Origin of the sequence: Kocuria massiliensis (assembly GCF_900169715.1) — a bacterium.
Taxonomy (GTDB): Bacteria; Actinomycetota; Actinomycetes; order Actinomycetales; family Micrococcaceae; genus Rothia; species Rothia massiliensis.
This window is the reverse complement of sequence record NZ_LT835161.1, coordinates 626,147-651,789: the sequence shown is the minus strand read 5'-3', so window position 1 is coordinate 651,789 and position 25,643 is coordinate 626,147. Positions and strand designations below refer to the sequence as shown.

Annotated in this window: 20 protein-coding genes; 5 read left to right on the top strand and 15 right to left on the bottom strand. The window is 61.4% G+C overall.

Annotated elements, in window-relative coordinates; genetic code table 11:
* Positions 1–60: 60 nt before the first annotated feature.
* The 5 genes from B9Y51_RS07265 to groES form a co-directional block, all read right to left on the bottom strand.
* Positions 61–1,194 (bottom strand): GuaB3 family IMP dehydrogenase-related protein, encoded by a 1,134-nt coding sequence (locus B9Y51_RS07265; RefSeq protein WP_085529266.1) that lies wholly within the window; start codon positions 1,192–1,194, stop codon positions 61–63.
* A gap of 39 nt (positions 1,195–1,233) precedes the next feature.
* Positions 1,234–2,778 carry an IMP dehydrogenase gene (gene guaB, locus B9Y51_RS07260; protein WP_048682631.1) on the bottom strand — a complete coding sequence of 515 codons (1,545 nt, stop codon included), beginning with the start codon at positions 2,776–2,778 and terminating at the stop codon, positions 1,234–1,236.
* Between the two features lie 128 nt (positions 2,779–2,906).
* Positions 2,907–5,027: an acyltransferase family protein gene (locus tag B9Y51_RS07255; protein ID WP_158088268.1), complete on the bottom strand. Its 2,121-nt coding sequence runs from the start codon at positions 5,025–5,027 to the stop codon at positions 2,907–2,909.
* 527 nt (positions 5,028–5,554) lie between these two features.
* Positions 5,555–7,141 carry a chaperonin GroEL gene (gene groL / locus B9Y51_RS07250; protein WP_048682637.1) on the bottom strand — a complete coding sequence of 529 codons (1,587 nt, stop codon included), beginning with the start codon at positions 7,139–7,141 and terminating at the stop codon, positions 5,555–5,557.
* 51 nt (positions 7,142–7,192) lie between these two features.
* On the bottom strand, positions 7,193–7,489 hold the full coding sequence (groES, locus tag B9Y51_RS07245) for a co-chaperone GroES (RefSeq protein ID WP_048682639.1): 297 nt from the start codon (positions 7,487–7,489) through the stop codon (positions 7,193–7,195).
* Between the two features lie 229 nt (positions 7,490–7,718).
* On the opposite strand from groES, the gene B9Y51_RS07240 reads away from it, so the two are divergent.
* Entirely contained in the window at positions 7,719–8,966 is a 1,248-nt protein-coding gene (locus tag B9Y51_RS07240; RefSeq protein ID WP_245826093.1) for a class I SAM-dependent methyltransferase, read from the top strand.
* Positions 8,967–9,088: 122 nt separating this feature from the next.
* On the top strand, positions 9,089–10,237 hold the full coding sequence (locus B9Y51_RS07235; RefSeq protein ID WP_085529264.1) for a glutamate--cysteine ligase: 1,149 nt from the start codon (positions 9,089–9,091) through the stop codon (positions 10,235–10,237).
* Between the two features lie 42 nt (positions 10,238–10,279).
* On the opposite strand, the gene tsaD is transcribed toward B9Y51_RS07235, so the two are convergent.
* The 5 genes from tsaD to alr are packed head-to-tail and all read right to left on the bottom strand — an operon-like array spanning position 10,280 to position 14,511.
* Positions 10,280–11,395, bottom strand: coding sequence for a tRNA (adenosine(37)-N6)-threonylcarbamoyltransferase complex transferase subunit TsaD (tsaD, locus tag B9Y51_RS07230; protein ID WP_085529263.1), 1,116 nt, complete (start codon positions 11,393–11,395; stop codon positions 10,280–10,282).
* Positions 11,382–11,957: a ribosomal protein S18-alanine N-acetyltransferase gene (gene rimI / locus B9Y51_RS07225; protein ID WP_245826091.1), complete on the bottom strand. Its 576-nt coding sequence runs from the start codon at positions 11,955–11,957 to the stop codon at positions 11,382–11,384. The genes tsaD and rimI overlap by 14 nt, the downstream gene beginning before the upstream one ends.
* On the bottom strand, positions 11,954–12,685 hold the full coding sequence (tsaB, locus tag B9Y51_RS07220; RefSeq protein WP_085529262.1) for a tRNA (adenosine(37)-N6)-threonylcarbamoyltransferase complex dimerization subunit type 1 TsaB: 732 nt from the start codon (positions 12,683–12,685) through the stop codon (positions 11,954–11,956). Before tsaB ends, rimI begins: the two co-directional genes overlap by 4 nt.
* Positions 12,686–12,709: 24 nt before the next feature.
* Positions 12,710–13,279, bottom strand: a complete 570-nt coding sequence (gene tsaE, locus B9Y51_RS07215; protein WP_048682767.1) for a tRNA (adenosine(37)-N6)-threonylcarbamoyltransferase complex ATPase subunit type 1 TsaE — start codon at positions 13,277–13,279, stop codon at positions 12,710–12,712.
* 2 nt (positions 13,280–13,281) lie between these two features.
* Complete coding sequence (gene alr, locus B9Y51_RS07210) at positions 13,282–14,511, bottom strand: alanine racemase (RefSeq protein WP_085529711.1); 1,230 nt, start codon at positions 14,509–14,511, stop codon at positions 13,282–13,284.
* 116 nt (positions 14,512–14,627) lie between these two features.
* On the opposite strand from alr, the gene B9Y51_RS07205 reads away from it, so the two are divergent.
* From B9Y51_RS07205 to B9Y51_RS07195, 3 genes are all read left to right on the top strand, one after another.
* Complete coding sequence (locus B9Y51_RS07205) at positions 14,628–15,947, top strand: glycosyltransferase (protein ID WP_143468020.1); 1,320 nt, start codon at positions 14,628–14,630, stop codon at positions 15,945–15,947.
* Entirely contained in the window at positions 15,928–16,701 is a 774-nt protein-coding gene (locus B9Y51_RS07200) for a phosphatase (RefSeq protein WP_085529259.1), read from the top strand. Before B9Y51_RS07205 ends, B9Y51_RS07200 begins: the two co-directional genes overlap by 20 nt.
* 147 nt (positions 16,702–16,848) lie before the next feature.
* The gene (locus tag B9Y51_RS07195; RefSeq protein ID WP_143468019.1) at positions 16,849–18,282 is read left to right on the top strand and encodes a sugar transferase; all 1,434 of its coding nucleotides are present in this window, start codon (positions 16,849–16,851) and stop codon (positions 18,280–18,282) included.
* On the opposite strand, the gene B9Y51_RS07190 is transcribed toward B9Y51_RS07195, so the two are convergent.
* From B9Y51_RS07190 to B9Y51_RS07170, 5 genes are all read right to left on the bottom strand, one after another.
* Entirely contained in the window at positions 18,279–19,913 is a 1,635-nt protein-coding gene (locus tag B9Y51_RS07190) for an NAD(P)H-hydrate epimerase (protein ID WP_085529257.1), read from the bottom strand. The two genes, B9Y51_RS07195 and B9Y51_RS07190, sit on opposite strands and share 4 nt — an antisense overlap.
* A complete protein-coding gene (locus B9Y51_RS07185; protein WP_048682664.1) occupies positions 19,904–20,308 on the bottom strand; it encodes a holo-ACP synthase in 405 nt (134 codons plus the stop codon). Before B9Y51_RS07185 ends, B9Y51_RS07190 begins: the two co-directional genes overlap by 10 nt.
* Positions 20,309–20,428: 120 nt before the next feature.
* Positions 20,429–22,303: a glutamine--fructose-6-phosphate transaminase (isomerizing) gene (gene glmS / locus B9Y51_RS07180; RefSeq protein ID WP_085529256.1), complete on the bottom strand. Its 1,875-nt coding sequence runs from the start codon at positions 22,301–22,303 to the stop codon at positions 20,429–20,431.
* A gap of 108 nt (positions 22,304–22,411) precedes the next feature.
* Complete coding sequence (locus B9Y51_RS07175) at positions 22,412–23,557, bottom strand: mannitol-1-phosphate 5-dehydrogenase (RefSeq protein WP_085529255.1); 1,146 nt, start codon at positions 23,555–23,557, stop codon at positions 22,412–22,414.
* Positions 23,554–25,626: a PTS mannitol transporter subunit IICBA gene (locus tag B9Y51_RS07170; protein WP_281252086.1), complete on the bottom strand. Its 2,073-nt coding sequence runs from the start codon at positions 25,624–25,626 to the stop codon at positions 23,554–23,556. The genes B9Y51_RS07175 and B9Y51_RS07170 overlap by 4 nt, the downstream gene beginning before the upstream one ends.
* Positions 25,627–25,643: the final 17 nt, after the last annotated feature.

The window sequence follows — 25,643 nt, the reverse complement described above, 5'->3', positions numbered from 1 at the left end:
GGCGTCCCCAAGTCGGGAAAGTGCCGCGATCTTGCACGGACAGATCGCCGCACAGGGCTATCAGTATTGGGGCCGGCCCGTCAGGAGAACTTCGGAACGTTGGAATTCCTTGAGGTTCGAATATCCCGTCGTGGCCATGGCGCGCCGCAACGCACCCATGAGGTTGGAGGTGCCATCCACGTGATGCGACGGACCGTACATGACTTCCTCGAGGGAGCCCACTTGGCTCATCGGGGTCCGAGTCCCCCGCGGGAATTCATGGTGGTGTGCCTCCGGGCCCCAGTGGTATCCGCGCCCGGGAGCTTCGGTGGCCCGGGCCAATGGAGCACCCACCATCACGGCGTCTGCACCCATGGCCATCGCCTTGACCATATCGCCGGAGACGCCAAGGCCGCCGTCAGCGATCACATGAACATAGCGTCCGCCGGACTCATCCAGGTAGTCGCCGCGTGCCGCAGCCACATCTGAAATTGCCGAAGCCATGGCCGCGTGAATGCCCAGGGCACGCCGGGTCGTGGTGGTAGCGCCGCCACCGAATCCGACGAGCACGCCCGCGGCGCCCGTACGCATCAAGTGCAAGGCTGGGGTGTATCCGGCGGCGCCACCGACGATCACCGGGACATCGAGTTCGTAAATGAACTTCTTGAGGTCCAGAGGTTCCTGGTTCTGAGAAACGTGCTCGGCGGAAACGGTCGACCCACGAATGACGAACAAGTCAGTGCCCGCGTTCACCACCGTTTTGTAGAACTCCTGCGTTCGTTGCGGGGTCAACGCCCCAGCCACGACGACGCCCGCTTCACGGATCTGGGCGAGCCTCTCGGTGATCAGCTCCGCCTTGATTGGCTCAGCGTAAATCTCCTGCATTCGCCGCGTCACGTACGACATGTCATCGCGCGGCAAGAGAGAAATTTCTTCGAAGTAGGGTTCCGGATCCTCATACCGCGTCCATAGGCCTTCGAGATTCAGCACGCCAAGACCGCCGAGCTTGCCGATCGCAATGGCCGTCTCAGGCGACATCACGGAATCCATGGGGGCGGCAAGAATCGGGGTATCGAAGGTGAACGCGTCGATTTGCCATTGGGTGGATACGTCCCGTGGATCCCGCGTTCTGCGCGCAGGGACCAGGGCGATATCGTCCAGTGAATAGGACCGGCGGGCGCTTTTCGAGCGTCCGATTTGAATGTCGTAGGACACGGTTTTCCTTCTGCGCGTCATGGGCCCGACGCGACGGGTCTATCGACGGTAGTTGGGCGCCTCAACGGTCATCATGATGTCGTGAGGATGCGACTCTTTGAGGCCAGCCGGGGTGATACGCACGAACTTACCCTTGTGCTTGAGCTCATCAATGGTCATGGCACCAGCGTAGAACATGGTTTGGCGGAGGCCACCCTCGAGCTGATGCAAGACCGCCGAGAGAGGCCCACGGTACGCGACCTGGCCTTCGATGCCCTCAGGGATCAGCTTATCTTCGCCTTTGACGTCGGCTTGGAAATAACGGTCTTTCGAGAACGACGCCTTCTTACCGCGGGTCTGCATGGCACCCAATGAACCCATGCCACGGTAGGCCTTGAACTGCTTGCCGTCGACGAAAATCAAGTCGCCCGGCGACTCGTCGCAACCAGCCAGCATGGATCCCAGCATCACGGAGTCGGCGCCGGCCACCATGGCCTTGCCGATCTCGCCCGAGTGCTGCAAACCGCCATCGGCAATCAGCGGGACGCCGGCCGGAATCGTCGCTTTGGCAGACTCGTTGATCGCGGTGATCTGAGGAACTCCCACACCGGCGATGATGCGCGTCGTGCAGATCGACCCGGGTCCCACACCGACCTTCACGGCGTCGGCTCCGGCATCGACGATCGCCTGAGCGCCTTCACGTGTTGCGGCCTGTCCCCCGATGATGTCCACGTGATCGGCCGCCGAGTCTTTCTTCAAGCGAGCGATCATATCCAGCACGCCTTGGGAATGTCCGTTAGCGGTGTCGATGAACAGCGCGTCCACGCCGGCCTCGATGAGGGCCATGGCGCGCTCGTACCCGTCACCAAAGAAACCGACGGCCGCGCCGACGCGTAGGCGGTCTTCCTCGTCCTTCGTGGCATCCGGATACTGCTCGGTCTTTGTGAAGTCCTTGACCGTAATCAGGCCGGTCAGCAAGCCGTCGTCGTCGACCAGCGGAAGTTTTTCGATCTTGTTGGCGGCGAGCAGACCAAAGGCTTCATCTTTGGTCATTCCCTCGTGCCCCGTGACTAACGGCATCTTGGTCATGACGTCGCGGACCAAGCGCTCGTCAAATTCTTGCTCGGGAAGGTAGCGGGTGTCGCGGTTGGTGATGATGCCCAGGAGCTTGCCCTTTTCATCCACCACCGGCAGACCCGACACCTTGTACCGACCGCAGAGATCGTCCAGTTCGCGAAGCGTGGCCTCGGGCGAAATGGTGACCGGGTTGGTGATCATGCCCGATTCGCTCCGCTTGACGCGATCCACGTGCTCGGCCTGATCCTGAATCGACAGATTGCGATGGATGACGCCCAAGCCACCCAGTCGTGCCATCGCGATGGCCATCCGAGAATCCGTCACGGTATCCATGGCTGCCGAGACGATGGGCGTCCTGAGGTTGATGCGCTTGGAAAGACGCGTGGTGGTATCCGCTTCGGAGGGATTGACGTTGGTATTTCCCGGAAGGAGGAGAACGTCGTCGTACGTCAGGCCCGTCAGGCCGAAGGGATCATCGGAAAGGGCGGTGGGCTGATTCAAGGGTGGTGAACCTTTCGCGTCTCGCATCTCGGCATCGGCACCGAAGGATTGTCTCGAGCTTTGCCCTCCATCATAGGACGAATGGCAACTCGGTAAATGACACATCCCGCGGTCGGTGAGAGACCTCTCACTGACCGCGGGATGTTAATCGACGGCTACTTATTTTTGGCTAGGCCGTCGTCGGAGATCTTCACCGCGTCGTCGAGCCGTTGGTCCATGAATTTTTTCATCGACCGGATGTACGTGGCGGTGAGGTGGCCGCTGTCGATATAGGTGTATATATTCCCAATCGCCGGCGGACACATTCCGTTCGGGCAGATGAGGTCGTCCATGTCGATCGCGCCGTAACCGGGGATTTGATCTTCCCAGGCGCGCGTCGGGTCGGGGGTATTTCCGGTGACATGCGGGAACGTGCATTCGTCGAAACTCTTCTCGCGTTCACAGTCCGCTTGCGACTCCGCGAATCGTGCGTTGTCCCGGATGCCGATGACGCCAATGCCTTGACCCGTCCACTTGCGGATTTGGTCCTCGGTACCGGCGCGAATCGATTCGCCAGAGCCGTCGTAGGCCGTGAACGTGGACTGCATGATCAGACTGTCCGGATGCCAATCCTCGATCGCCGACTCGGCCTTGGGAATCCAGGTCTGGCAATAGGGCACGTCCCGGTTGTCTTCGACCGAGCTGAAGAAGCACCCTGGTTCGCGGAGGAACACCAAATCCCAGTTGCGTTCCTCAGCTTGGGTCTCCATCGCCGTCATCCACTGTTCGGTATGGCTATTTCCGACGGCGACCACGCGCTTAGAAGGATGGTCGTTCTTCACCACGTGGTAACAGGCGTCCCCGTCCATACCGTAAAGATCTCTGTCGAAGTCGTCCTCTTCGGAGCATTCCTCACCCATGCCATTGGACTGGGCCCAGTCTTCGCTGCGCTTAATGGCGGTGGGGAGAAGACCGGGGTCTTTGTCGCCCTTGTAGGTGTACTCCGGATCGAGGATTTCGGCGCCCGGGTTGTTCTTATCCGCGTTAGCTTCAATCTTCTGAGTCACGTAGGCGATGCGACCCTGCCACGCGATCACCGTTCCCGCGCCCAACATGACGCAGGCAGCGACGACGACCAATGCCCGCCACCTCTTGGCTTCGGCCCACTTCCACTGTCGGACCGGAGTATCCACGAAGCGGGTCAAGAGGAACGCGAGAAGAATCGACACGGCCAAAATCGCGAAACCAGAGAACAAACCAGCCTTGTCCTGATCGGTCTCAGACAGGAAGAAGACGAGGAGCGGCCAGTGCACCAGGTAGAGACCATAGGAATTCGACCCCAACCACACCAGGGGCTTCCACTTAAGGATGCGATCGGCACCCCAGCGAGTGGTCGATTCACCGCAGATGATGATGAACGCCGCAGCGAGGGTGGGCCACAAGGCAATGTACCCGGGGAACTGCCCCTGAACGTCCAGAAGGGCTCCACACAGCAAGATCGCGAGAAGTCCGATCCAGGTGAGGATGGCGCCAACGACCTTCGGAACCTTGATCCAGGGCAGAACAATGGCGATCAAGGAACCCAACGCAAATTCCCAGAGCCGGCCAAAGGTATTGAAGTACGCGGCGGTCTGGTTGGTCTCGGTGTAGTAGACCGAGAAGGCGAAGGAGCCCAGGAACACCAGCCCGAAGATCACGGCCAACGTCACTCGGGCTTTGGAGCGGAACTTGACGACTAGGAAACTCCCCAGCGCGAAGAGCAGCGGCCACATGAGGAAGATCTGGCCTTGAATAGACAGCGACCAGAAGTGGCGGAAAGGAGAGGCCGCCCCGGAGTCGGCGGCGTAGTAGTCCACCGCGTTGAAAATCGAGAACCAGTTCTCGTAGTAGAAGATGACCGAGAACGCCTCGTGCATGATCGACGACCACTGCCCTGGCGACAGCAGGAATCTCGTGGCCACGAGGCAGGCCGCGACGATGATGGCCACCAAAGGCATGATGCGCTTAAAGACGTGCACCCAGTACGTGCTCAACTGTTTCCAGTTGATGCTGATTCCCCGCTCGATCTTGCCCGTGAAGGACAGCGTCATGAGGAACGCGGAAATCATCAGAAAGACGTCCACACCGCCGGATACCCGGCCGAACCAGATGTGGTAGATCGCCACCAGGAGGACTGCGAAGGCACGCAACCCCTGAATTTCTGGGCGGAATGCTCGTTTGCGCCGAGGCTGAACCTCGGGCGGCGCGGAGTCTTTCGACGAACCTACTGGCGCCCCATCACCTTGAGATAGTGTCATGCAACTTCCTGTTTGTTCCCCGGGCAATACGCCTCGAGGAGCTTGCAACGTTGGTAAGGTCAACGCACCGACCTCACGGATGAGTTGATGCGTCACCTTCGGTGAAACGGCCGTAGGCATTCCGCCCGGGCCAAGAACTCCGCTATATGTTATTCGCCTTGCGGTGAATTTCTGAACTTTTGGGCGAGCCCAACGTGCGGATCGCCTACTCCCTAACCACCCCACGATTCATCGCGGACACCAGTCAAACCGTCCCATAACGGTGCCATGTCGGGCCACGCCGGTCGATAGGGCGCACGTTCCACACGACCAGGAGGTGACCATAATAACTTTCATAAGCAATATATTTTGGGATTGCCGAACCCGTCGGACGTGTTCCCGTCACCTAGTCCTGGACGTTCCTCCAGAGTAATCGATACAACCGCTCAACTGAGGACCCACAGCCCCCGCACGACTCGTTGCATCGCAAGAAAACGTCCCCGCCACCTCGCGGTGACGGGGACGTTCCGATGCCGAAAAGTCGACGGTTACTCGTCGTCCTCTGCGGGCTTGTCGACCACGAGGGTCTCCGTGGTCAGCACCATGGCGGCGATGGAGGCCGCGTTTTCGAGGGCCGAACGGGTGACCTTGACGGGATCAATGACGCCGGCCTTGATCAGGTTCTCGTATTCACCGGTGACGGCGTTAAAGCCATGACCCGGTTCGAGATCCTGTACGCGGGAGGCGACGACGTAGCCGTCCTGCCCTGCGTTCTCGGCGATCCAACGCAACGGCTGAACCAGAGAGCGGCGCACGATGTCGACGGCGGTGCGGGCGTCCTCGGTTTTGAGGCCAAGATCGCCTTCCAGCGCCTTGCCTGCATGGACGAGTGCCGACCCACCACCGGAGACGATGCCCTCTTCCAGCGCGGCGCGCGTGGAGGAGACGGCGTCTTCGATGCGGTGCTTGCGTTCCTTGGCTTCGACCTCGGTGGCCGCGCCAACCTTGATCACAGACACACCGCCGGCCAGCTTGGCCAAGCGTTCCTTGAGCTTTTCGCGGTCCCATTCGGAATCCACACGCTCAATCTCGGAACGGAGCTGAGCAACACGGTCGGCAACGGCCTCGGAGGAACCTGCGCCGTCGACGACGGTGGTGTTGTCCTTGGTCACCGTGACACGACGGGCCGAGCCCAGCTGCTCCAGGGTCACCGAATCGAGCGAAATACCAAGCTCGCTGGTGATGACCTCACCGCCAGTCAGGATCGCCAGGTCCTGCATGATCGCCTTGCGACGATCACCGAAACCGGGAGCCTTGAGAGCCACGACGTTGAGATTGCCGCGCAACTTGTTGACGACGAGGGTGGACAGGGCCTCACCCTCAACATCCTCGGCGATGATCGTGAGCGGCTTTTTGGCCTGAACGACCTTCTCCAACAGCGGCATGAGGTCGGCGATGGCCGAAATCTTGCCCTGGTAGAGCAAGATCGCGGAGTCCTCGAGGACCGCTTCCTGACGCTCGGCATCGGTCACGAAGGACGGGGACAAGTACCCCTTGTCGAATTGCATACCTTCGGTGACGGACAGCTCAATTTCGGTCGAGGAACCGTCCTCGATCGTGATCACGCCGTCCTTGCCAACCTTCTCAAAGGCCTGAGCCAGAAGCTCGCCGATCTGCGGGGACTGAGCGGAGATCGCCGCAACGTGCGCGACCTCTGCGCCCTCAACCTCGCGTGCATTCTCACGCAGGCGTTCCGAGACCGCCTTGACGGCAGCCTCGATGCCCACGCGGATTTCGCTCGGTGCGGCACCGGCAGCCACGTTACGCAGACCTTCATTGACGAAAGCCTGAGCCAAAACCGTGGCCGTCGTCGTACCGTCGCCGGCGACATCGTTGGTCTTGGTGGCGACTTCCTTGGCCAACTGCGCGCCGAGGTTCTCGTACGGATCGTCGAGCTCAACTTCGCGAGCGATGGTCACGCCGTCGTTGGTGATAGTGGGAGCGCCCCACTGCTTGTCGAGGACCACGTTGCGACCGCGCGGGCCCAACGTGACCTTGACCGTGTTGGCGAGCTTGTCCACGCCGGCCATGAGGGCCTTGCGGGCAGCATCGTTAAATTCCAACTGCTTTGCCATGAATTACATGACTCCTTACGGATCTACTGGACGATGCGAACGCGTCGAAATTTACTTCTCGACGATGGCCAACACGTCGCGCGCGGACAGCACGAGGAATTCCTGACCCGAGTACTTAACCTCGGTTCCGCCGTACTTCGAGTAGATGACGACGTCGCCTTCCTGGACGTCGACGGGAACGCGGTTGCCCTTGTCATCAACGCGGCCGGGGCCCACGGCCACGACCTTGCCCTCCTGGGGCTTTTCCTTGGCGGTATCCGGAATCACGAGGCCGGATGCGGTGGTCTGCTCTGCCTCGACGGGCTGAACGACAATGCGGTCTTCGAGGGGCTTGATGGAGACGGACATAGTGACCTTCTTCCTTGGATGGATCAATACAATGGCGTGAGCCGTGTGGGGCGTGCCAACCGTCGTCGCGGTGCCGATTGAGCGCCAGGCCCAGTTAGCACCCTAAGTCCCAGAGTGCTAGACACGACTCTATTCCCGGCCTTAGCACAGGGTCAAGGCGAGTGCTAAGTTTCGCGGATAGCGTGGTGGTAACCCGTTTGATCCCGCCTCGTCTGGTTACAGTGGGCGCGTGCCCGAACTCTTCTCCTCCGCCGAACTCGCAATGCTCGAGACACTCGAGTACCGAGACTCAGAAGTTCTCCAGCTCTCCGCCTCGCTGAGAGATCAAGGATTGGAACCCGACCGCGTCTCTGCCGTGCTGACCCAAGCCAAATTGCGCCGAGACGCCACCGCCAAGTGGGGCCCCGAAGCCTCTACCTCCCTCTTTACGCGCACCGGACTCGAACAAGCCACGCGTCGAGGCGTAGCCGACCGCCACGCTCTCCGTTTCGCCAATGCCGGGATCGACACCGTGGCGGACCTCGGGTGCGGCTTGGGCGCGGATTCGGCCGCATTGCTTCGCGCGGGGGTGGCGGTGGTATCCGTCGACATCGACCCACACACCGCGACCGCCGCCCGTCACAATCTCTCGGCTTTCCCCCTCTCCGAGGTTCGCGAGGCGGACGTCATGTCCCTCGACCCCTCACGCCTAAAGACGTCCGACGGGCGGCCCGTCCAGGGGCTCTGGCTGGACCCGGCCCGTCGAGAGACCTCGGGAGGGACGACCTCGCGCCTCTTCGATCCCGAGGCATTCTCGCCGCCGTTTTCTGCCATCACCGCATGGGCGGAGCGAGGCATGCCGATGGGCGTCAAGATGGGCCCGGGAATGGACCACGCCGCTATCCCCGATAACGCCGAAGCGGAATGGGTCAGTTGCGGGGGCGACGTCGTCGAACTCGTTTTGTGGTTCAACGCTCTCGCCCGTCCGGGAGTCCGAAAGGCCGCGACGATCCTGAGCTCAGACCCGCTCTCCCCCACGGTGCTCGCCTCACTGGAATCTGACGAAGATTTTGACGACGCCGACACGCAGCCCATCGGGCCCACGGCGCAGTACCTCTACGAGCCGGACGGTGCCGCGATCCGCGCGGGACTTGTGAATCGACTCGTGGCGGCGACCCGAGGACACCTCCTCGACCCTCGAATCGCGTATGTGACATCGAATCACCGCGTGGACGTACCCGGGGCCACCGGGTGGGAAATCGAGGAGGTTCTGCCCATGAAGGTCAAACAACTCAAGAAATGGGTCCGCGAAAGCGGCATCACCCGTTTGACCATCAAAAAGCGCGGCGTCGACATCGTGCCCGAATCTCTTCGATCTCAGCTGCTAGCTGGCATCAAAAAGTCCGCCAGGGGCAAATCGGCGACCCTGATTCTGACCCGGTGGGATTCGCCCGACGGAGAGCGACGCGCAGCATTTTCTGTGCGTCGCATCGAGTAGCCCATCCGGAGAATTGTCGTTCCGACGGTCGAAAAATATCTCGCGTGTCGCGCCCTCGAGAAGGCCTCGTGCCCTCACACTTCCCCCGCTAAGATGAATTGACTCTAGCCGCAAGGACGTTCATGATCCCCTTTTCCACATCTCAGCAGTCGAGCCTCGGCATCGAATGGGAGATTGCCCTCGCCGATCGAGAATCGGGTGATCTCGTTTCCGCGGCCGACGAATTGTTGGCGGCCGTCAAGGCTCAACATGGCGAGTTTGTCGAGCCCGAAAGCCTCGCTCCTCAGGTGACCGGGGAATTTCTGGCGAATACTGTTGAGGCCGTAACCGGCGTCTGCACCACGGTGGCCGAAGCCACGCAGCAACTTGAACGGCTCGCGGGCGCACTTCAGGAATGTGCGGACCCCCTAGGCATCGATCTCTATTCGGCGGGCACACATCCGTTTACTCGATGGAGCGACCAGCCCGTCAATTCCAAGGACCGCTATCAAAAGGTTCTGGATCGGACGCAATACTGGGGCCGCCAGATGCTCATTTATGGCGTGCATGTTCACGTCGGTCTCGATTCACGGGATAAGGCACTTCCCGTGGTCCGGCGCCTCGTTCGGTACTACCCGCATCTTCTCGCGCTCACGGCGAGCTCACCCTATTGGGAAGGCGTGGACACCGGATATGCGTCTCAACGAGCGATGATTTTCCAACAGCTTCCGGCCAGCGGCATTCCGTATCAATTCGCGTCGTGGTCGGAATACTCAGACTATATCGACGGATTAATTGCCGCTGACACGATCGCGGAGGAATCCGAAAATCGCTGGGATATTCGACCGGTGGCTCGATTCGGGACCGTCGAAATGCGCGTGTGCGATGGTTTGGCCACCATCGACGAAATTGGGGCCGTAGCCGCGCTGACCCAGTGCATCGTCGAAGAGGCCTCTCGTGCCATAGACGACGGCCAGACCGTTGAGTCGCTCCCCCATTGGTTTGCCCAAGAAAATAAGTGGCGCGCCGCTCGATACGGGCTGGATGCCGATGTCATTACTGCGGCCAGCGGGTCCGTCCGACCCGTCCGGGTCGAGCTCGAAGAACTCGTCGAACGACTTGCGCCCATCGCCAAGGACCTCGGATGCGCGTCGGAACTCGCATACATCACCACGATCTTGGCGCAGGGACCCGGATATGTTCGGCAACGTCGCGTTTTTGAGGAATCGGGCGGGAGCCTGCGCGACGTCGTCACATCGACCATTAGCGCGACCCGAACCGGCCGCCTCTAGAACGAACCCAGGAGGCTTTCCCCTCCACGGAACGGGCGGAATTTAGGCTGAGGCCACGGACACGGTGGTCACGGGAAGCGATGGATCCACGGCGAAATCGAGTCCCGTCGGCTCCACCCCGCCCATGACCAATCGAGCGCCCAATGCCGCGACCATCGCTCCGTTATCGGTGCACAAGGACAACTTCGGGACGACGAGCCGAATTCCATGGTCGGCGCATCGCTGCTCTGCCAGCGCCCGCAGACGGGAATTGGCCGCCACGCCTCCACCGAGCAAGAGCGTGTCGATCCCATTCTCGGTGCACGCCAACATGGCTTTGTCCGTGATGACCTCGGCCACCGCCTCTTGGAAGGATGCTGCGACATCGGCCACGGGGACGTCGAGCCCCTCTGCCTCGATCCCCTCGACCACGCGCGCGACCGCCGTCTTCAGTCCGGAAAAGGAGAAATCGTAGCGATGCGGCCCCGGTTCCTCCGGCGTTCCCATATATTTGCGAGCCGTCAGGCCTCGCGGCAGGCGGTATGTGGCAGGGTTGCCCTCCGCCGCGGCACGGTCAATCGCGGGCCCTCCCGGGTAACTCAAGCCCAAGATGCGGGCGACCTTGTCGTAGGCTTCCCCTGCGGCGTCGTCCAAGGTTGCGCCGAGCAGCTGCACGTTAGACGAGATGTTATTGACCTTGAGAATTTCGGTATGACCGCCGGAGACTAATAGCGCACCGAGTCCGGTCGGAAAGTCGCCCCCGGCTCCTTGGGCAACATCCACGCCGTCCAAGAGGCCGACCCCCACGTGAGCCACGAGATGATTGATTGCATACAGGGGTTTACCCGTGGCGACGGCGAGCGCTTTGGCGGCACTGACCCCAACCATCAAGGCGCCCGCCAGGCCTGGACCACTCGTCACCGCAATGGCGTCCATGTCGTTCAGCTCGAGGCCGGCCTCTGCCAGCGCCGCGTCGAGCGCCGGTACCATGGCTTCGAGGTGGGCCCGTGAGGCGATCTCGGGGATCACGCCTCCGAATCGGACATGGTCCTCCATCGACGAGGACACGGTGTTCGTCAGGAGGGTGTCCCCCGCGACGATGCCAATGCCGGTCTCGTCGCACGAAGATTCGATACCCAGAACGATCGGCTTCTGGACTGCAGAATCAGCGGTTGGCATCGGGTGCCTCCTTCGTCGTGGTCGCGGACGGACCGTGTAGGTCGAGTTGCATGATGATGGCGTCGCATCCGCCCGCGTAGTACCCGCGACGACGATGAATTGAGCTGTATCCCATGGATTCGTAGAGCCTTTGAGCTCGGTGGTTATCGGCGCGGACTTCGAGCATCATGACCTGTGCACCCGCGCGAACCGCCTGGTGGTGCATCCGAGTCATGAGCCAGCGGCCGATTCCTAAGCCTTCATGCTCAGGCGCCACGGCGATGGTCTGCACGTCTCCCGTCTCTGCCACGGCCATCATGCCGGCGTACGCGACGACGCACCCGCCGAACTCAACGACCGTGTATCGACGAACAGGGTGGCAGAGCTCCGCAAGAAACATGTCGACGGGCCACGCGTCGTCGGGGAACAATCGCGATTCCAGCGTGTGCACGGCTTCCACGTCGGAGAGTGTCATGGGACGGGCCAGGTAGCCACCGGGCAAGCCACGGGAATCGATGGGCTCCTGATGATCGGGAGGCTGCCGCTCCGTCTCAGGACGGGGACCAATACTCGGCTGATTCACCGCGTAGCACGCTTCCTTCCGGTGGGCACTCGTGCGTCAGATTCCCGAAGGTACAACGGGCTCGTGGACTCCGACGCCGTCGCCAAGCCTTGCCGTAGAGCCGCTCGAACCAACCACTCCGCCCACGGCTCATCGTCGAGATGCCCCGGCAACGGCGTCAGTGCGTCCGAATAAAGGGCTGCCCCGCGACCGGCCGTAACCAGCCCCGGTTCGAGGTCCGTGGCTGGCCCAACGGCGGGTCCGGACATCCGGTCATATCCAGAACTCTGGGGTGCCTGCGGGGCGTTAGTCCGGAGACGGTACGTCGCGGAATACACTTCTCGACGGCGGGCGTCCGTGGCAACTTGGAACACCTCGAGCCCCGAGCGGGCGGCATCGCGCCACACGCCTTCCGCGATGGCGTCCAGGCTCATCACGCCTCGAAGGGGCACGGACCAAGCCCACGCCATGGTGCGTGCCGTCGCGATTCCGGCGCGGAGTCCTGTGAATGGTCCAGGGCCGACGCCGGCCAGGATCATCCCGAGGTCGGGGCCGGAGATACCTGCCTCGTCCAGAATGGCCTGGATACCGGGCGCCATGGCTTCGGCGTGTGAACGAGTATCCTCCGTCTGAAAACGCCCGGCCACCTCAACCTCACCGGTGAAGGGCTCACCCAGCGCGGCGTCGTCGTCGACGTGGAGAAGGGCGCCGCTGGCTATGGACGATGAATCGCAACCGAGAATGAACACGGCCCACAGTCTACTGCTCCGAGCTCAGCCTTCGCTCGCGTTGCATAATTTGCGCCGAAGGTTGGTCACCTCGTCGACGCGCCATCGAGGTCCCACGAATTGAATCGTCATGCGGCGAGGCTCGGTGTCTTCCTCGTCGCCCTGAATGACGGGCGCGTCGTCCCCCAGCGACCGTTCGAGCACGATCTCAATTCGAGATTCAGAAAGATGCTCGACGAGACCGGCGCCCCATTCGATCACCGTCACGGAACGATCCATCGAGTATTCAAGGTCGAGGTCATCGACCTCTTCCGGACTGCCGAGTCGGTAAGCATCCACGTGCACCAAATCCGGTCCACCTGGCCGAGAGCCCTCGGGATCGTTGGGGTGAATCCGAGACAACACAAACGTCGGGGAAATGACGTTGCCGCGCACGCCGAGCCCCTCGCCCAGAGCTCGGGTAAATGTGGTCTTCCCCGCGCCTAACTCGCCCGTCAAGATGACGAGGTCGCCGCTTCGCAAATTCCCTGCGAGCGCATGAGCAATGCGGGCGGTAGATTCTTGGCTACTCACCAGGATCTCTACCTCCGAGGCCTGATGATCGGTGGATTCCACGCTCACGAATCTGACTCCTTGAGGTACACCCGATCGAGTCGAGGCGACATGCGGGTGACGATTTCGTAGTTGATGGTCCCCGCCGCCTCGGCCCATTCATTCACTGACGGATTCTCCCCAGAGCCAAAGATCACGACCGGGGCGTGAAGGTAACCCAGGGACGGATCGGTCAATCCGGGACGACCCAGATCCACGACCATCTGGTCCATGGCGACCCGTCCGACCTCTGCGTAGTTCGCCGTGGCATCGCCGGTGGGATAAATCCGCACGGGACCGCCGGTCGCGACGCGAGGTATTCCGTCCGCATATCCGACCGGAACGAGTGCCAAAGTCGTCGGGCGCTCGGTGTGGTACCGGAGTCCGTAAGAGACGCCCTGACCCGCGGGAACCTCCTTGACTGAACTGATGAACGATTGCACGGTCATGGCTGGTCGCAAGCCCCATTCTTCCGGGGGAACCCGTTCCAAAGGAGACAATCCGTAGAGCGCGAGACCCACCCGAACGGCATCTCGGGTGATGCGGTTGCCTTGGCCGCGGTCCGCGTATCGGACGGACGTCAGGGTTCCGGGGGTATTGGCAATGTGCACCAGCTCAGGGCGGAGGCCCGCTTCATGAGCGATGGCCTCGGCTTCTTCCAAGCGGTCGAGCTGCACCTGGGTTTCTGGACGCTCGGGCTCGTCGGCGACGGCCAGGTGAGAAAAGATGCCGACGACGCGAAGCAGTCCCTGTTTCTCCAGCGCGACGGCTCGCTCAACCATGTCCGGCCAGTCGGCGATCGTGCATCCGTTGCGTCCCAGCCCCGTATCGATCTTGAGGTGAACCTTGGCGGGAATGCCGGTGCGTGCCGAAGCTTCTGCGGTGGCTTCCATGTCCCAACCGGAGACGCCGATTTCGATGTCGGCCTCCAACGCGGCGTCGAAATCTGTAGCCCGCGTATGCAACCAGGCCACCATGCGGCCCTCAACCCCAGCGGCTCTCAGTTCGAGGGCCTCGCGCACGTGCGCCAGTCCGAGGGCATCTGCTCCGGCGTCCATCACGGTGCGCGCAACGGGTTCGGCGCCATGTCCATAGGCATCCGCCTTAACGACGGCGATCAGCAGGGTATCCCCGATCAGTTCCTTGACGCGCTTCACGTTGCTGGCGATCGCGTCGAGATCGATCAGAGCCGCGCGTTCAGGCAGCGCCTGATCGAGCAGGAACTCGTGGCGTTGCCGTTCTGGCTCTGGTGTCATCGCGGAATTGTGGGGGGACAGCATTTTTTCATTCTCTCACCGCAGCAGAGCTCTTTCGAACCGTGAGTCCGACTCATCATCGGCGAGTCCTCGGCCCGTCACGTAGGGTGGTTGATGTGTCGAGTCCCGGTCATGATGAGCAACGTTCCGTGCATCTCTTCAGCATGCACACTTCTCCCCTAGCCCAGCCCGGTGACGGCGACGCGGGCGGCCTCAACGTCTATGTTGCCCACCTATCGCAAGCTCTGGTGCGGGAAGGCTACTCGGTCGAAGCATTTACGCTCGCTACCGACGTCGCACAAGTACCCCATAGCCACGGTGATCCCGAACGAAGCGCCTCGGGCCGGACGACCGTTATCCCGGGGTATTCGGTTCACACCTTGTATCTGCCGGAGATTCGAGGGGCCTCCAAGGAAGAGCTTTCGGCTTGGACCGAGGTTTTCGGCCAAGCCTGCTCGCGGTACGCCGTCGACCATGGTCTCCGCCCGGACGTTCTCCACGCACATTATTGGCTCTCCGGCGAGGCTGCCATGCATTACCGAAGCGCCCTCGGTTCCTCGGCGCCGCTGGTTTTGACGCTCCACACCTCCGCCCTCGCCAAAAATCTTCAGTCGGACCACGGTGAGCGGCCCGAACCGCAACACAGAGCCGACGTCGAACGCTTCTTACTGACGAACGCCGACGCGACGGTGGTCAATACGCCGCACGAGCTGCACCACATGAGCGACCTCTACGGAGCCCCCGAGGAGCGGATGCACGTCATCCCGCCCGGCGTCGACTTGGAAACTTTTCATCCGGGTGAGCCACGGAAGGCCGGCAATCCTGACGAGTTTCTGGTGGTCTTCGCCGGACGGCCCCAACCGTTGAAAGGACCAGAAATCCTCATCGACGCCGTCGCTCTAGCTGCACCATCCATTCCCGGGCTACGACTCGAGATTCGAGGCACCGCATCACCGGATTATCTGGACGGACTCAAAGCCCGGGCCCGTGAGCGTGGACTCGAGGATCGATGTGCATTTCTTCCGGCGAGTGGCAGAGTCGAATTAGCCGCGGCATTTCGGGCCGCAGACGCCGTCGCTTGCCCTTCCTCGTCCGAAACTTTCGGACTGGTGGCCCTAGAGGCCCAAGCCTGCGGGGTTCCCGTACTCGCCTCAGACGTGACCGGGCTGCGAGCCGCCCTCGACGACGGACGAGCCGGCCGACTCGTGAGTCCTCGGACTCCCGAAGCGTGGTGCCAAGCCATCCTCGATCTAGCCTCCGATTCAGAGACTCGGATCCGTCTGGGACAGGCAGGAGCGGCCCATGCGCGCTCCTTGGGCTGGGACCAAGCTGCCTACACCACAGCACACCTCTATGACCGATTGCTGAATACCACGAAGTCATCACAGACTCACCCCACCCGTTTTGAGGAGCACCATGTCGAATCTGGATCGTGAGGCGCTGGGGCGCCACCTGGAACAGACCAAAATCACAGGCCAGGTCGCCACGCCAAGGGAAATCAACCTTGCACATATCACCGGCTTCCTGGAGGGCCAAGAACACCTCGAATTCGGCGTCGACATGCGCCATCCATGGAGCTGGGACGAGGTCTTCGATCTCATGGTCGAACGCTGCGGCATCGATCCGGACCGGAATCATACGGAGGGACAGGACACCATTGGTACGCGCCAGTGCCTCGATTCCTTGGACCGGTACCGTGAACGGTTTTGGGCGGCCGTCGACCAGGAGGCGGACATCCTGTTTGCCACCGGACATCCAGCGGGCCTCTTTCCCATTTATCAACACCTCGCCACCACCGCCCGCGAGAACGGGGCACATGTCATGACGATTCGCGAGGGCATCGAATTCAACGGCGGGGACCTTCGTCAGATCAACGATGTCGTCATGTTTCAGCAGTATGGTTCCCTCGCCCACACACACTTTTCCGAGCCGATGCGCCGCGTTCTCGAACAACTCGGCGATCAGGGCCGGCGGCCCAGTTTCGTCGTGGCGGACCATGGTTGGGCCGGGGCGGCCGCTTCCGCGGGCATTCCGACCATCGGGATCGCCGATTGCAACGACCCGGGGCTCTTCGTCTCCGAGGCACAACGCGACCTCGAGGTGTGCGTCCCCATGGACGACAACGTCCTGCCCGGTTACTACTCAAAAGTAACCAATTACATACTCGACCGCCCACTGAAGGCGGCCTAGACCTTTATACTCAATAGTTGTACTTAAGAGTATTTCGCCTCCAGATCTCGCCAGATTGGAGGGCACCGCCAGCCGGGGTAGGGGGACCACCGAGCTATGTTGCAATCCAGGGGCGCGCCCGCGCCTACCAGAGAGTTACCGCACCGCATGACGTGGAGCACAAAAGCCGTGAAGGTTTTGTCGGCGACCGATGCGGTCGCCATCGTCATCGCGGTTTTCATCGCGCAGTTTTTGCGCTTCGGCACCGACAATAATGCCATTCTCCCGATCGAAAATGACAATTCGATCGGTTACTCGATCATCTCCACCGCGTTGTGTTTGGCGTGGTGGATCGCTTTGTGGCTTGGTGGTTCTCGCGATTCGCGCATTCTCGGCGCGGGCAACGACGAGTACCGCAAGGTCATTTCGTCATCGCTGTGGGTTTTTGCGTTCATAGCTATTGGCTCCTATGCCGGCGGCATCGAACTCGCTCGCGGCTATGTCCTCATCGCCGCGCCCCTCGGTATCGTCGTTCTCCTCGCACAGAGGTGGTTATTCCGGGCCTGGATTGTTCGACGGCGTCACAAAGGGGGCGCTCTCATTCGGACCCTAGTCATCGGGGATGCTGAGTCCACCGCCCACTTGGTCAAGACGATGCGCGGCGCACGGAACTACGGCTATGACCCCATCGGCGTCTACTATGCAGGACTGGATTCGGAGAAGCTTCCACAGCACTCGGATCTTCCACTCCTCGGCCGCAGCATACGCCCGGAAGAGATCATGCGAACGGTTCGCGAGCATGCCGTCGACGTCGTCGCGATATCCACTGGGCACATGATTTGGCCCAAGAATCTCCGCAAGCTCGGGTGGCTGTTGGCCGACCAGCACGTCGGATTGATCATGGCTCCCGCACTGACCGATATCGCCGGGCCGCGTTTCCACACTCAACCGCTCAACGGATTACCGCTGATCCACGTCTCCACACCTCGCATGCGGGGTCCGGCGGCACTCGCCAAGAGAATCCTGGACGTCTTCATTAGCGGCCTCGCGCTCCTCGTACTTTCGCCGCTTTTCCTCCTTCTGGCGATCATCATCAAGATCGACTCGCCCAGAGGACCTGTGTTCTTCGCACAGCAACGGGTAGGACTCGAGGGCCTTCCTTTTTCCATGTACAAGTTCCGTTCCATGGTGCCGAACGCCGAAGAATTAAAGAAGCAACTCATGTCCCAAAACGAGGGCCACGGAGTGCTGTTTAAAATGGCCAACGATCCACGCATCACCCGGGTCGGCAAGTTCATTCGGCGCTACTCTTTGGACGAATTGCCGCAGCTGTGGAACGTGCTGACCGGCGAAATGTCCTTGGTGGGACCTCGTCCTCCCCTGAAGGACGAAGTCTCTCGCTACGAAGAAGACCTCCATCGCAGGCTCCTCGTCAAGCCGGGAATCACCGGCCTGTGGCAAATCTCCGGACGCTCCGACCTCCCGTGGGAAGAATCGGCCAGGCTGGACCTCTATTACGTGGAAAATTGGTCGGTTCTGGGAGACATCTTGGTCCTCGTCAAAACCTTGCGCGCCGTCGTCCGGTCGAGTGGAGCCTACTAATCCATCAGGTGGGCGATCGCGTCGGGGATCCTGGACGCTGCGATGCTCGGGGGTACGGGCCCCGGTTGCACGCAACTCATACGACGTTGAATCAAGAGGGCACCAGCGGCAACCCTCCCCCACGAGTCGTCGTCGCTGGCTTCCCCGGCCTCCGCTCGGGCGCCCCACGCTGCTATTCCGGCTCCCAAAATCCCGGTGAGGGTGTCGCCTGATCCGGCCGTGGCGAGCCATCCGCTATTGCCTGAATGCGCCCACGTCTTCGTCGGACCGGCCACGATGGTGGTGGATCCCTTGAGCAGGATCGTCCCGCCCAGAACCTTCTGAGCGGCCCTAGCCCATACCAGCGGGCATTCTTCGATCTCGCTGCGGCTGGGAAAACCGTCCTCAGGGAACCGCTCGTCATCCATGCCGTCGTCACACGCAGCGTCCCGTAGTTTCCGATCGCCTTGCAGATGGAGGCGAACAAACCACTCGAGGGACTGTGCGAGCTCTCCGGCGTGAGGCGTCATGATCACGTGAGGTTTCGCGGGTCGTCCGTCGGCTGCGTCCCGGGCCAGCATGTCCAAGGCCGCGGCGTCGGCCACCAACGGCAGGCCTGAATCGATGGCCTCGCGAATGTCGACTTCGCGGTCCCGACCAGTCGCTCCAGACCCGATGGCCCATGCCTGGACTCGATGAGCTCCCACGCCACTGGTGCGCACCGCCTCGGGGCAGGAAATTCCGACGAGCCCTGCAAACGAGTCCCCGCCCGTATACCGCACCATACCGACGCCCGAATTCAAGGCCGCCCGAATACACATGAGTCCCGCACCCGGGTATTCGTCTGACCCAACCACGGTACCGAGCACACCGCGCGTGTATTTATGGTCCCCCTCGCGTGGAAGGGGCCAAATATCCGAGAAGTCCCGGTCGTAGAGAGCATGCACCGTGGGTTCCGGTAGCTGATCAGCCAATCCGATGGGTAGGTCGACGACGCGCCCCACGAGGCTCCGGTGCGGGGTTGCCACGAGTCCCGACGTGGCCCCGATAAACGTCACGGTGAGGTCGGCCGGAAGGACTGGCCCGAGGGCCTCACCTGTCGTGGCGTCGAGGCCGGATGGAACGTCGCACGCGATGACGTAGGGATTCTGCCGACCGTTCTTGGCACAATCTCCTTCTTCCAAACGGGCCCGAAGACCTTCGACGATCTGTCTGGCCACTCCGCGGAGGGCACCTCGGCCGCCCGTTCCGACGAGTCCGTCAATGATCACGTCGGCTTGGACCGATAGGTCAACCGCAGAATTCACGAGGGCTTCACCGTCAGTCCCGACCGCGTGGAAAACCTTGCCACCGGCTTTTTCCAGGGCCTCTCGGCCTTGTTCGTGACATTGTTCGTTGACCAATACTGCGGTCACTTGCACGCCCTTCGAGCGCATGTAGGCTCCGGCGAACAAGGCATCCCCGCCGTTGTTCCCCTTTCCCACGAGCAAAACCGCTTCCTTGCCGAAAGCGGTCTTGGTGCGATTCGACAGCATGCGGACGGTGGCTTCACCAAGCCCTTGGGATGCGCGCTCCATGAGCGGCTCCCCTGCCTCAAGGGCCGGAGCCTCGACGTCGCGAATTTGCCTCACCGAATACGTTCTTAGGCCCATGTGATCTCCTCTAACATCTGCGCCGCCGCCAACTCGTCGGCGTCGAGTCGTTCCGCGATCACGCTCGCCACGGCCACTCCGCCGTCGTGCGTGATGCTCACGTGCCACCGATTGATGCCTAAGCGCTCAGCCGTTTCCTGGATCGTTCCCGTGACCACCAGAAGAGGAGCTCCATAGCGATTCTTCTCGATCCAACAGTGCTTCCAAATCATCCCCGGCGGCGCGTGAAGGGCTTTGGCGGTCGCTTCACGCACCGCAAATCGGCCTGCGAGGGATCGGTCCGTGAGGTCTTGTTCATCGGGTGTGAAGAGCCGATCCCGCAGACGGGGAGTTCGGGCAAGAATGTGCGAGAAACGTTCGATGTCGACGACGTCGATCCCCGAACCCATAATCACGGCAAACTCTCCTGATGTCTCGTGGCCTGATGTGGTGGATGACGGAATGCGCCACTTGAGGCACCCCGATAGCCGAAACGCCCGCTGCACCAGGATGCAACGGGCGTTTTCACGGCATGGTTACTCGACGGTGACCGACTTGGCCAGGTTACGCGGCTGATCGACGTCGTAACCCTTGGCGCCGGCCAACGCGCAGGCGAAGATCTGCAACGGGACCGTGGCCAGGAGCGGCTGCATCAGCGAGGGCGCCTGGGGAACGTAGATCAGGTGGTTTGCGTACTGCTGGACGTCCTCGTCGCCTTCCTCGGCGATCACGATGGTAATCGCGCCGCGAGCGCGAATCTCCTGAATGTTGGACACTACCTTGGCGTGCAACGAGTCCCGCCCCCGAGGAGACGGCACGATCACGAAGACCGGCTGACCCTCTTCGATCAGGGCGATCGGGCCGTGCTTGAGCTCGCCCGCGGCAAAGCCTTCTGCATGGATGTAGGCGATCTCCTTGAGCTTCAAGGCGCCTTCCAAAGCCACAGGGAAGCCCACGTGACGGCCAAGGAAGAGCACCGAAGAAGCATCCTTCATCTGGATGCCGAGATCCTTGACCTGTTGCTCCGCGTCAATGACCTTCTGGACCTTCTCCGGCATCTTCTGAAGCTCGTCAAGCACCTCGACGATTTCATCGGAGTACATGTTTCCGCGGAGCTGGGCCAGGTACAGGCCCAACAAGTACGCGGCGGTGATCTGGGCCAGGAAGGCCTTGGTCGAAGCAACCGCGATTTCGGGTCCGGCGTGCGTGTACAACGAGGCATCGGATTCACGCGGGATCGACGATCCGTTGGTGTTGCAGATCGCGATGACCTTGGCACCCTGTTCACGGGCGTGACGGATGGCCATCAGCGTGTCCATGGTCTCGCCGGACTGAGACAACGCGACGACGAGGGTCTTCTCGTTGACGATGGGGTCGCGGTAACGGAACTCGTGAGCGAGCTCGACTTCGGTGGGAATACGGCACCAGTGTTCGATGGCGTAACGAGCAACCTGCCCGGCGTAAGCCGCCGTACCGCAAGCGATCACGACGATTTTATCCACTGAGCGAAGGACGGACTCGTCGATATGGATTTCGTCGAGGGTCAACCGACCCTTCTCATCGAGACGACCGAGCAAAGTGTCGCGCACGGCGGCGGGCTGGTCGTGGATCTCTTTATCCATGAAGGAAGAGAAACCGCCCTTTTCCGCCTGAGTTGCGTCCCACTTCACCTCGAAGGGCTTGCCCTCGGCGGGGTTACCTTCGAAATCGGTGATCTGGTAATCCGTTGCCGTGACGGTGACGACCTGGTCGTTGCCCATCTCGACGGCCTGTTTGGTGTAGTCGATGAAGCCGGAAACGTCCGAGCCGAGGAAGTTCTCGCCCTCGCCCACGCCAATCACGAGCGGTGAGTTGCGACGGGCTGCCACGATGCGGTCCGGCTGATCCGCGTGAATCGCGAGCAAAGTGAAGGCGCCTTCGAGACGCTGAGAGGTCTTCTGCATGGCGAGCGTGAGGTCATGCTCTGCCTCGCCGTTATAGATATGTCCGAGCAGCGTCGCCGCGACCTCGGTGTCTGTCTCCGAGACGAAGTCATAGCCCTGAGCGGCAAGTTCTTTGCGCAATTCGGAGAAGTTTTCGATGATGCCGTTGTGCACCAGGGCGAGGTGACCGTTGTCCACCACGTGCGGGTGGGCATTCTGATCGGTCGGCCCGCCGTGTGTTGCCCACCGGGTATGGCCGATGCCCAAAGTTGCGTTTGGCATGGGCTTGGCCTCAAGCTCCGCGTCCAGCGCGGCTACCTTACCTGCCTTTTTGCGGTACTCCACCGCGCCGTCGGCAACGACAGCAACGCCTGCCGAGTCGTAGCCCCGGTACTCAAGGCGTCGCAGCCCCTCGAGAACGACATCGAGTGCATAGTACTGACGATTGGCCGAGTCGCTCTGGCCTACGTATCCAACGATTCCACACATACGCTCAGCTTATCCCACGTGAAGTCACGATGCGGTCAACACCCTAGTGACGAAACGAATGAGGCCCCCTCTCCACGGTGGAAAGGGGGCCGCAAGAACCAACGCGCGTCACGATGCGTGGGCGAAGGCCTCCGAAAGCTGAGCAAACAGCGGATGCGTCGAGTCGATGCCGGTCCATTCAGTCACCAGGCCGTCGGTGGCTGCTCGGTTGCCACGAGCCTCCGCCAGTTTCGCTTGCAACTGCACGGATTCCGCATCCTCGGCGACGTCGAACTCCAGCGCAGCACCGATGGCCGAGACCAGAGCCTCAGTCCGATGTCCGTGCTCGGCCAGTTCTGCTGCCGGCCCGACGAATCGTTCATGACGCGAAATCTTTCGCAACGGTGCACGACCCACTCGGTCCACGGTGTCCGGCAAATGCGGGTTCGTGAATCGTGTCAGGATCTTCTCGATATAGGCCTGCTGCACATCCGGGGCAAAACCAAACTTGTCGACAAGCAAGGCCTTGGTTTCGGCAAGTACCGCTTCAACCTGAGCGCGCACGGCCGAGTCTGAGAGTGCGTCGGAGATCTTCTGAATCCCCGCACGGCTACCAAAGTAGGCAGTGGCGGCGTGGCCCGTATTGACCGTAAACAGCTTGCGCGTGATGTACGGAGCGAGGTCATCCACCCACGTGATGCCGGGGACCTCGGGAGCAGAGCCTTCGAACGGCGTCGAGTCCACGGCCCATTCTTGGTAGGTCTCCACGGTGACGTCAAGGCCCTGACCTGCCGGCTGATTGGGGACGATTCGGTCCACGGCCGTGTTCGCGAAGATTGCGACGTCGTCTGCCTCCGGGTACGACTCGCGGATCGCTTCGGCCAACCCATCCGTGGCGTTAATGGCGTTTTCACACGCCATCACGGCGACCTTGCCTGCGCCAGATTCCGCACGAGCCTTGAGACCGCGCGCGATGGCGGGCGCGATGATCTTGAGGACAGTCGGCCCCACGGCGGTCGTGACGATATCCGCGGTTCGAATCTGTTCCGTCAGGGCATCCGGATCACTGGCGGAATTGACGCCCGAAAAGTTGGTGACCTGTATGTCACGAGCCTGCTCGCCAACCTCGTGGACGGTATACGAGTCTTCGGAGTTCAGAGCGTCGATCACTGGTTGCGCGACGTCGGCGAAGACCAGCTCGTATCCTGCTTCGTGCAGCAGGACCCCAACGAATCCGCGACCAATATTTCCCGCTCCGAAGTGCAGAGCCTTCATGAATTCACCTTTCCGAAAATATCGAGAATCTCTTGGGGCGACTGGGCCGCCTCGAGCTGGGCCACCGCCTCTTTTTTGGAGAAGGTCTTGGCGATCTTCTGCAGAAGCTCCAAGTGCTCCCCACCCGCGCCGGCGATGCCGATCACGAAGCGGGCGGTCTTGCCGTTCCAGTCGATGCCGTCGTCGTATCGGACGAAGGACATGGCTGAGGAATGAATGGCGGATTTGGCCTCGTTCGTTCCGTGCGGAATCGCCAAGCCGTTACCCATGAAGGTGGATACCGAGGCTTCGCGTTCGTGCATCGAATCCACGTAGGTTGGCTCCACCTTGCCGGTATCGATCAGCAACGCACCGGCTTCGTCGATCGCGGCGTCACGATCGGTTGCGCGACCACCGAGAACGATGGAAGCCCGGTCCAAAATCACCGGCTCCGAGGACTTGGCTGACTCACCCTCCCCGGCGACAGCGCTATTCCCAGCTGCGGTTGCGCCCGCCGCTGTGGCGCCCGCTGCAGTTCCAGCGGTGGCATCCGTGGCAGCAGCATCATCGGAAACGGCATCAGATGTTTGCGAACCACCTGAATGCTGGCTACGGATGAGCTCGACGATTTCGTCGTACCGCGGGGAACTCATGAAGTTGTCCACGGTCACGTGCTGAGCGGAGGGCGTCGGCGCGGCGGCACGTTCGGCGAGGTCCTCGTGGGAAACCAGCAAATCGTAGTCGTCATTGAGCGAGTTGATGGCCTTATTGACCACCGTGATCTGCTGTCCAAAACCGGCGTCTTTGATCTTGTTCCGCAGAACCGAGGCACCCATCGCGGAGGAGCCCATACCGGCGTCGCACGCGAAGACGATCGACTGAATCGGCCGGGCGGAATTCTGATCCCCGACCAAGGCGCCGGAAACCGAAGACTTCTTGCCCTTCATGCTTTCCATGTCCGCGGTGGCTTTCGCGATGTCGCCGTCGTCTTTCTTGGACACCTTGAGGATGATCGACGCGACAAGGAGCGAGACGATCGTGGCGGTCAGCCATCCGAGCGTGACGCCGAGGATCGCGTTCGGCGGCGCATTGACGTAGAGGAAGATGAGCGAACCCGGCGCCGCTGGCGAACGCAGACCGGCGTGGAAAATCAGTTCGACGAAGACACCGGACATTCCGCCCAGAATGGTCGCGGCGAGAAGCTGGGGCTTCATGAGAACGTACGGGAAGTAGATCTCGTGGATGCCGCCGAGGGCGTGGATGAGAGCGGCGGCCGGAGCGCTGGCCCGGGCTGTTCCGCGACCGAAGATCATGTACGCCAGCAGAATTCCCAGGCCCGGCCCGGGGTTAGCTTCCAGCAAGAAGAGGATCGATTTTCCCTGCTCGAGGGACTGATCCGTACCCAGCGGCGTGAGAATACCGTGGTTAATGGCGTTATTGAGGAACAGCACCTTCGCCGGTTCGATGAGGATCGAAGCGAGCGGCAAAAGCTTCATGTCGATCAGCCAGCCGACGGCGCCCCCGGCAATCTCCATGAGCCAGTGCATGATCGGTGCCAGCCAGAACATCGAGGCAATGGCCAACGCGGCGCCAATGATGCCGGACGAGAAGTTGTTGACCAACATCTCGAAGCCAGGCTTAATGCGGCCTTCCATGATGCGGTCGAACTTCTTGACGACCCACGCGCCCAGCGGACCCATAATCATGGCCCCGAGGAACATGGGCGAGCCCGGCTTGTCACCGATGAACACCGGCGAGGATGTCGCGAGGATGACACCCATCGTCGATACAGCACCGACGACGCCGCCACGGACGTCGTGGATCAATTTACCGCCGGTATAGGCGATAAGAATCGGCAAAAGATAGGTCACCATCGGCCCGATGGCCGCATTGATGTATTCGTTGGCGAATGGTCCATGCCCGCCCTTAGGGTCATCGGACCACAGGAAGAGGGCCGTGAGAAGGCCCCAGGCGATGAAAGCGCCGATATTCGGCATGATCATGGAAGAGAGAAAGGTGCCGAATTTTTGGACGCGGACACGCGCCCCAACCTTCTTCTTCGCTTCGGGTGTTGCTGCTGTAGTGGACACGGTGTCTCCAGGCTCAG

Bases quoted from the DNA above. Each gene is read 5' to 3' on its own strand.
- glmS (WP_085529256.1), bottom strand. From the start codon at position 22,303: ATGTGTGGAATCGTTGGATACGTAGGCCAGAGCGACTCGGCCAATCGT.
- alr (WP_085529711.1), bottom strand. From the start codon at position 14,511: ATGACACCAGAGCCAGAACGGCAACGCCACGAGTTCCTGCTCGATCAG.
- B9Y51_RS07190 (WP_085529257.1), bottom strand. From the start codon at position 19,913: ATGGGCCTAAGAACGTATTCGGTGAGGCAAATTCGCGACGTCGAGGCT.
- groL (WP_048682637.1), bottom strand. From the start codon at position 7,141: ATGGCAAAGCAGTTGGAATTTAACGATGCTGCCCGCAAGGCCCTCATG.
- B9Y51_RS07195 (WP_143468019.1), top strand. From the start codon at position 16,849: ATGACGTGGAGCACAAAAGCCGTGAAGGTTTTGTCGGCGACCGATGCG.
- B9Y51_RS07200 (WP_085529259.1), top strand. From the start codon at position 15,928: ATGTCGAATCTGGATCGTGAGGCGCTGGGGCGCCACCTGGAACAGACC.
- tsaD (WP_085529263.1), bottom strand. From the start codon at position 11,395: ATGCCAACCGCTGATTCTGCAGTCCAGAAGCCGATCGTTCTGGGTATC.
- guaB (WP_048682631.1), bottom strand. From the start codon at position 2,778: ATGCGAGACGCGAAAGGTTCACCACCCTTGAATCAGCCCACCGCCCTT.
- B9Y51_RS07175 (WP_085529255.1), bottom strand. From the start codon at position 23,557: ATGAAGGCTCTGCACTTCGGAGCGGGAAATATTGGTCGCGGATTCGTT.
- B9Y51_RS07235 (WP_085529264.1), top strand. From the start codon at position 9,089: ATGATCCCCTTTTCCACATCTCAGCAGTCGAGCCTCGGCATCGAATGG.
- groES (WP_048682639.1), bottom strand. From the start codon at position 7,489: ATGTCCGTCTCCATCAAGCCCCTCGAAGACCGCATTGTCGTTCAGCCC.
- B9Y51_RS07255 (WP_158088268.1), bottom strand. From the start codon at position 5,027: ATGACACTATCTCAAGGTGATGGGGCGCCAGTAGGTTCGTCGAAAGAC.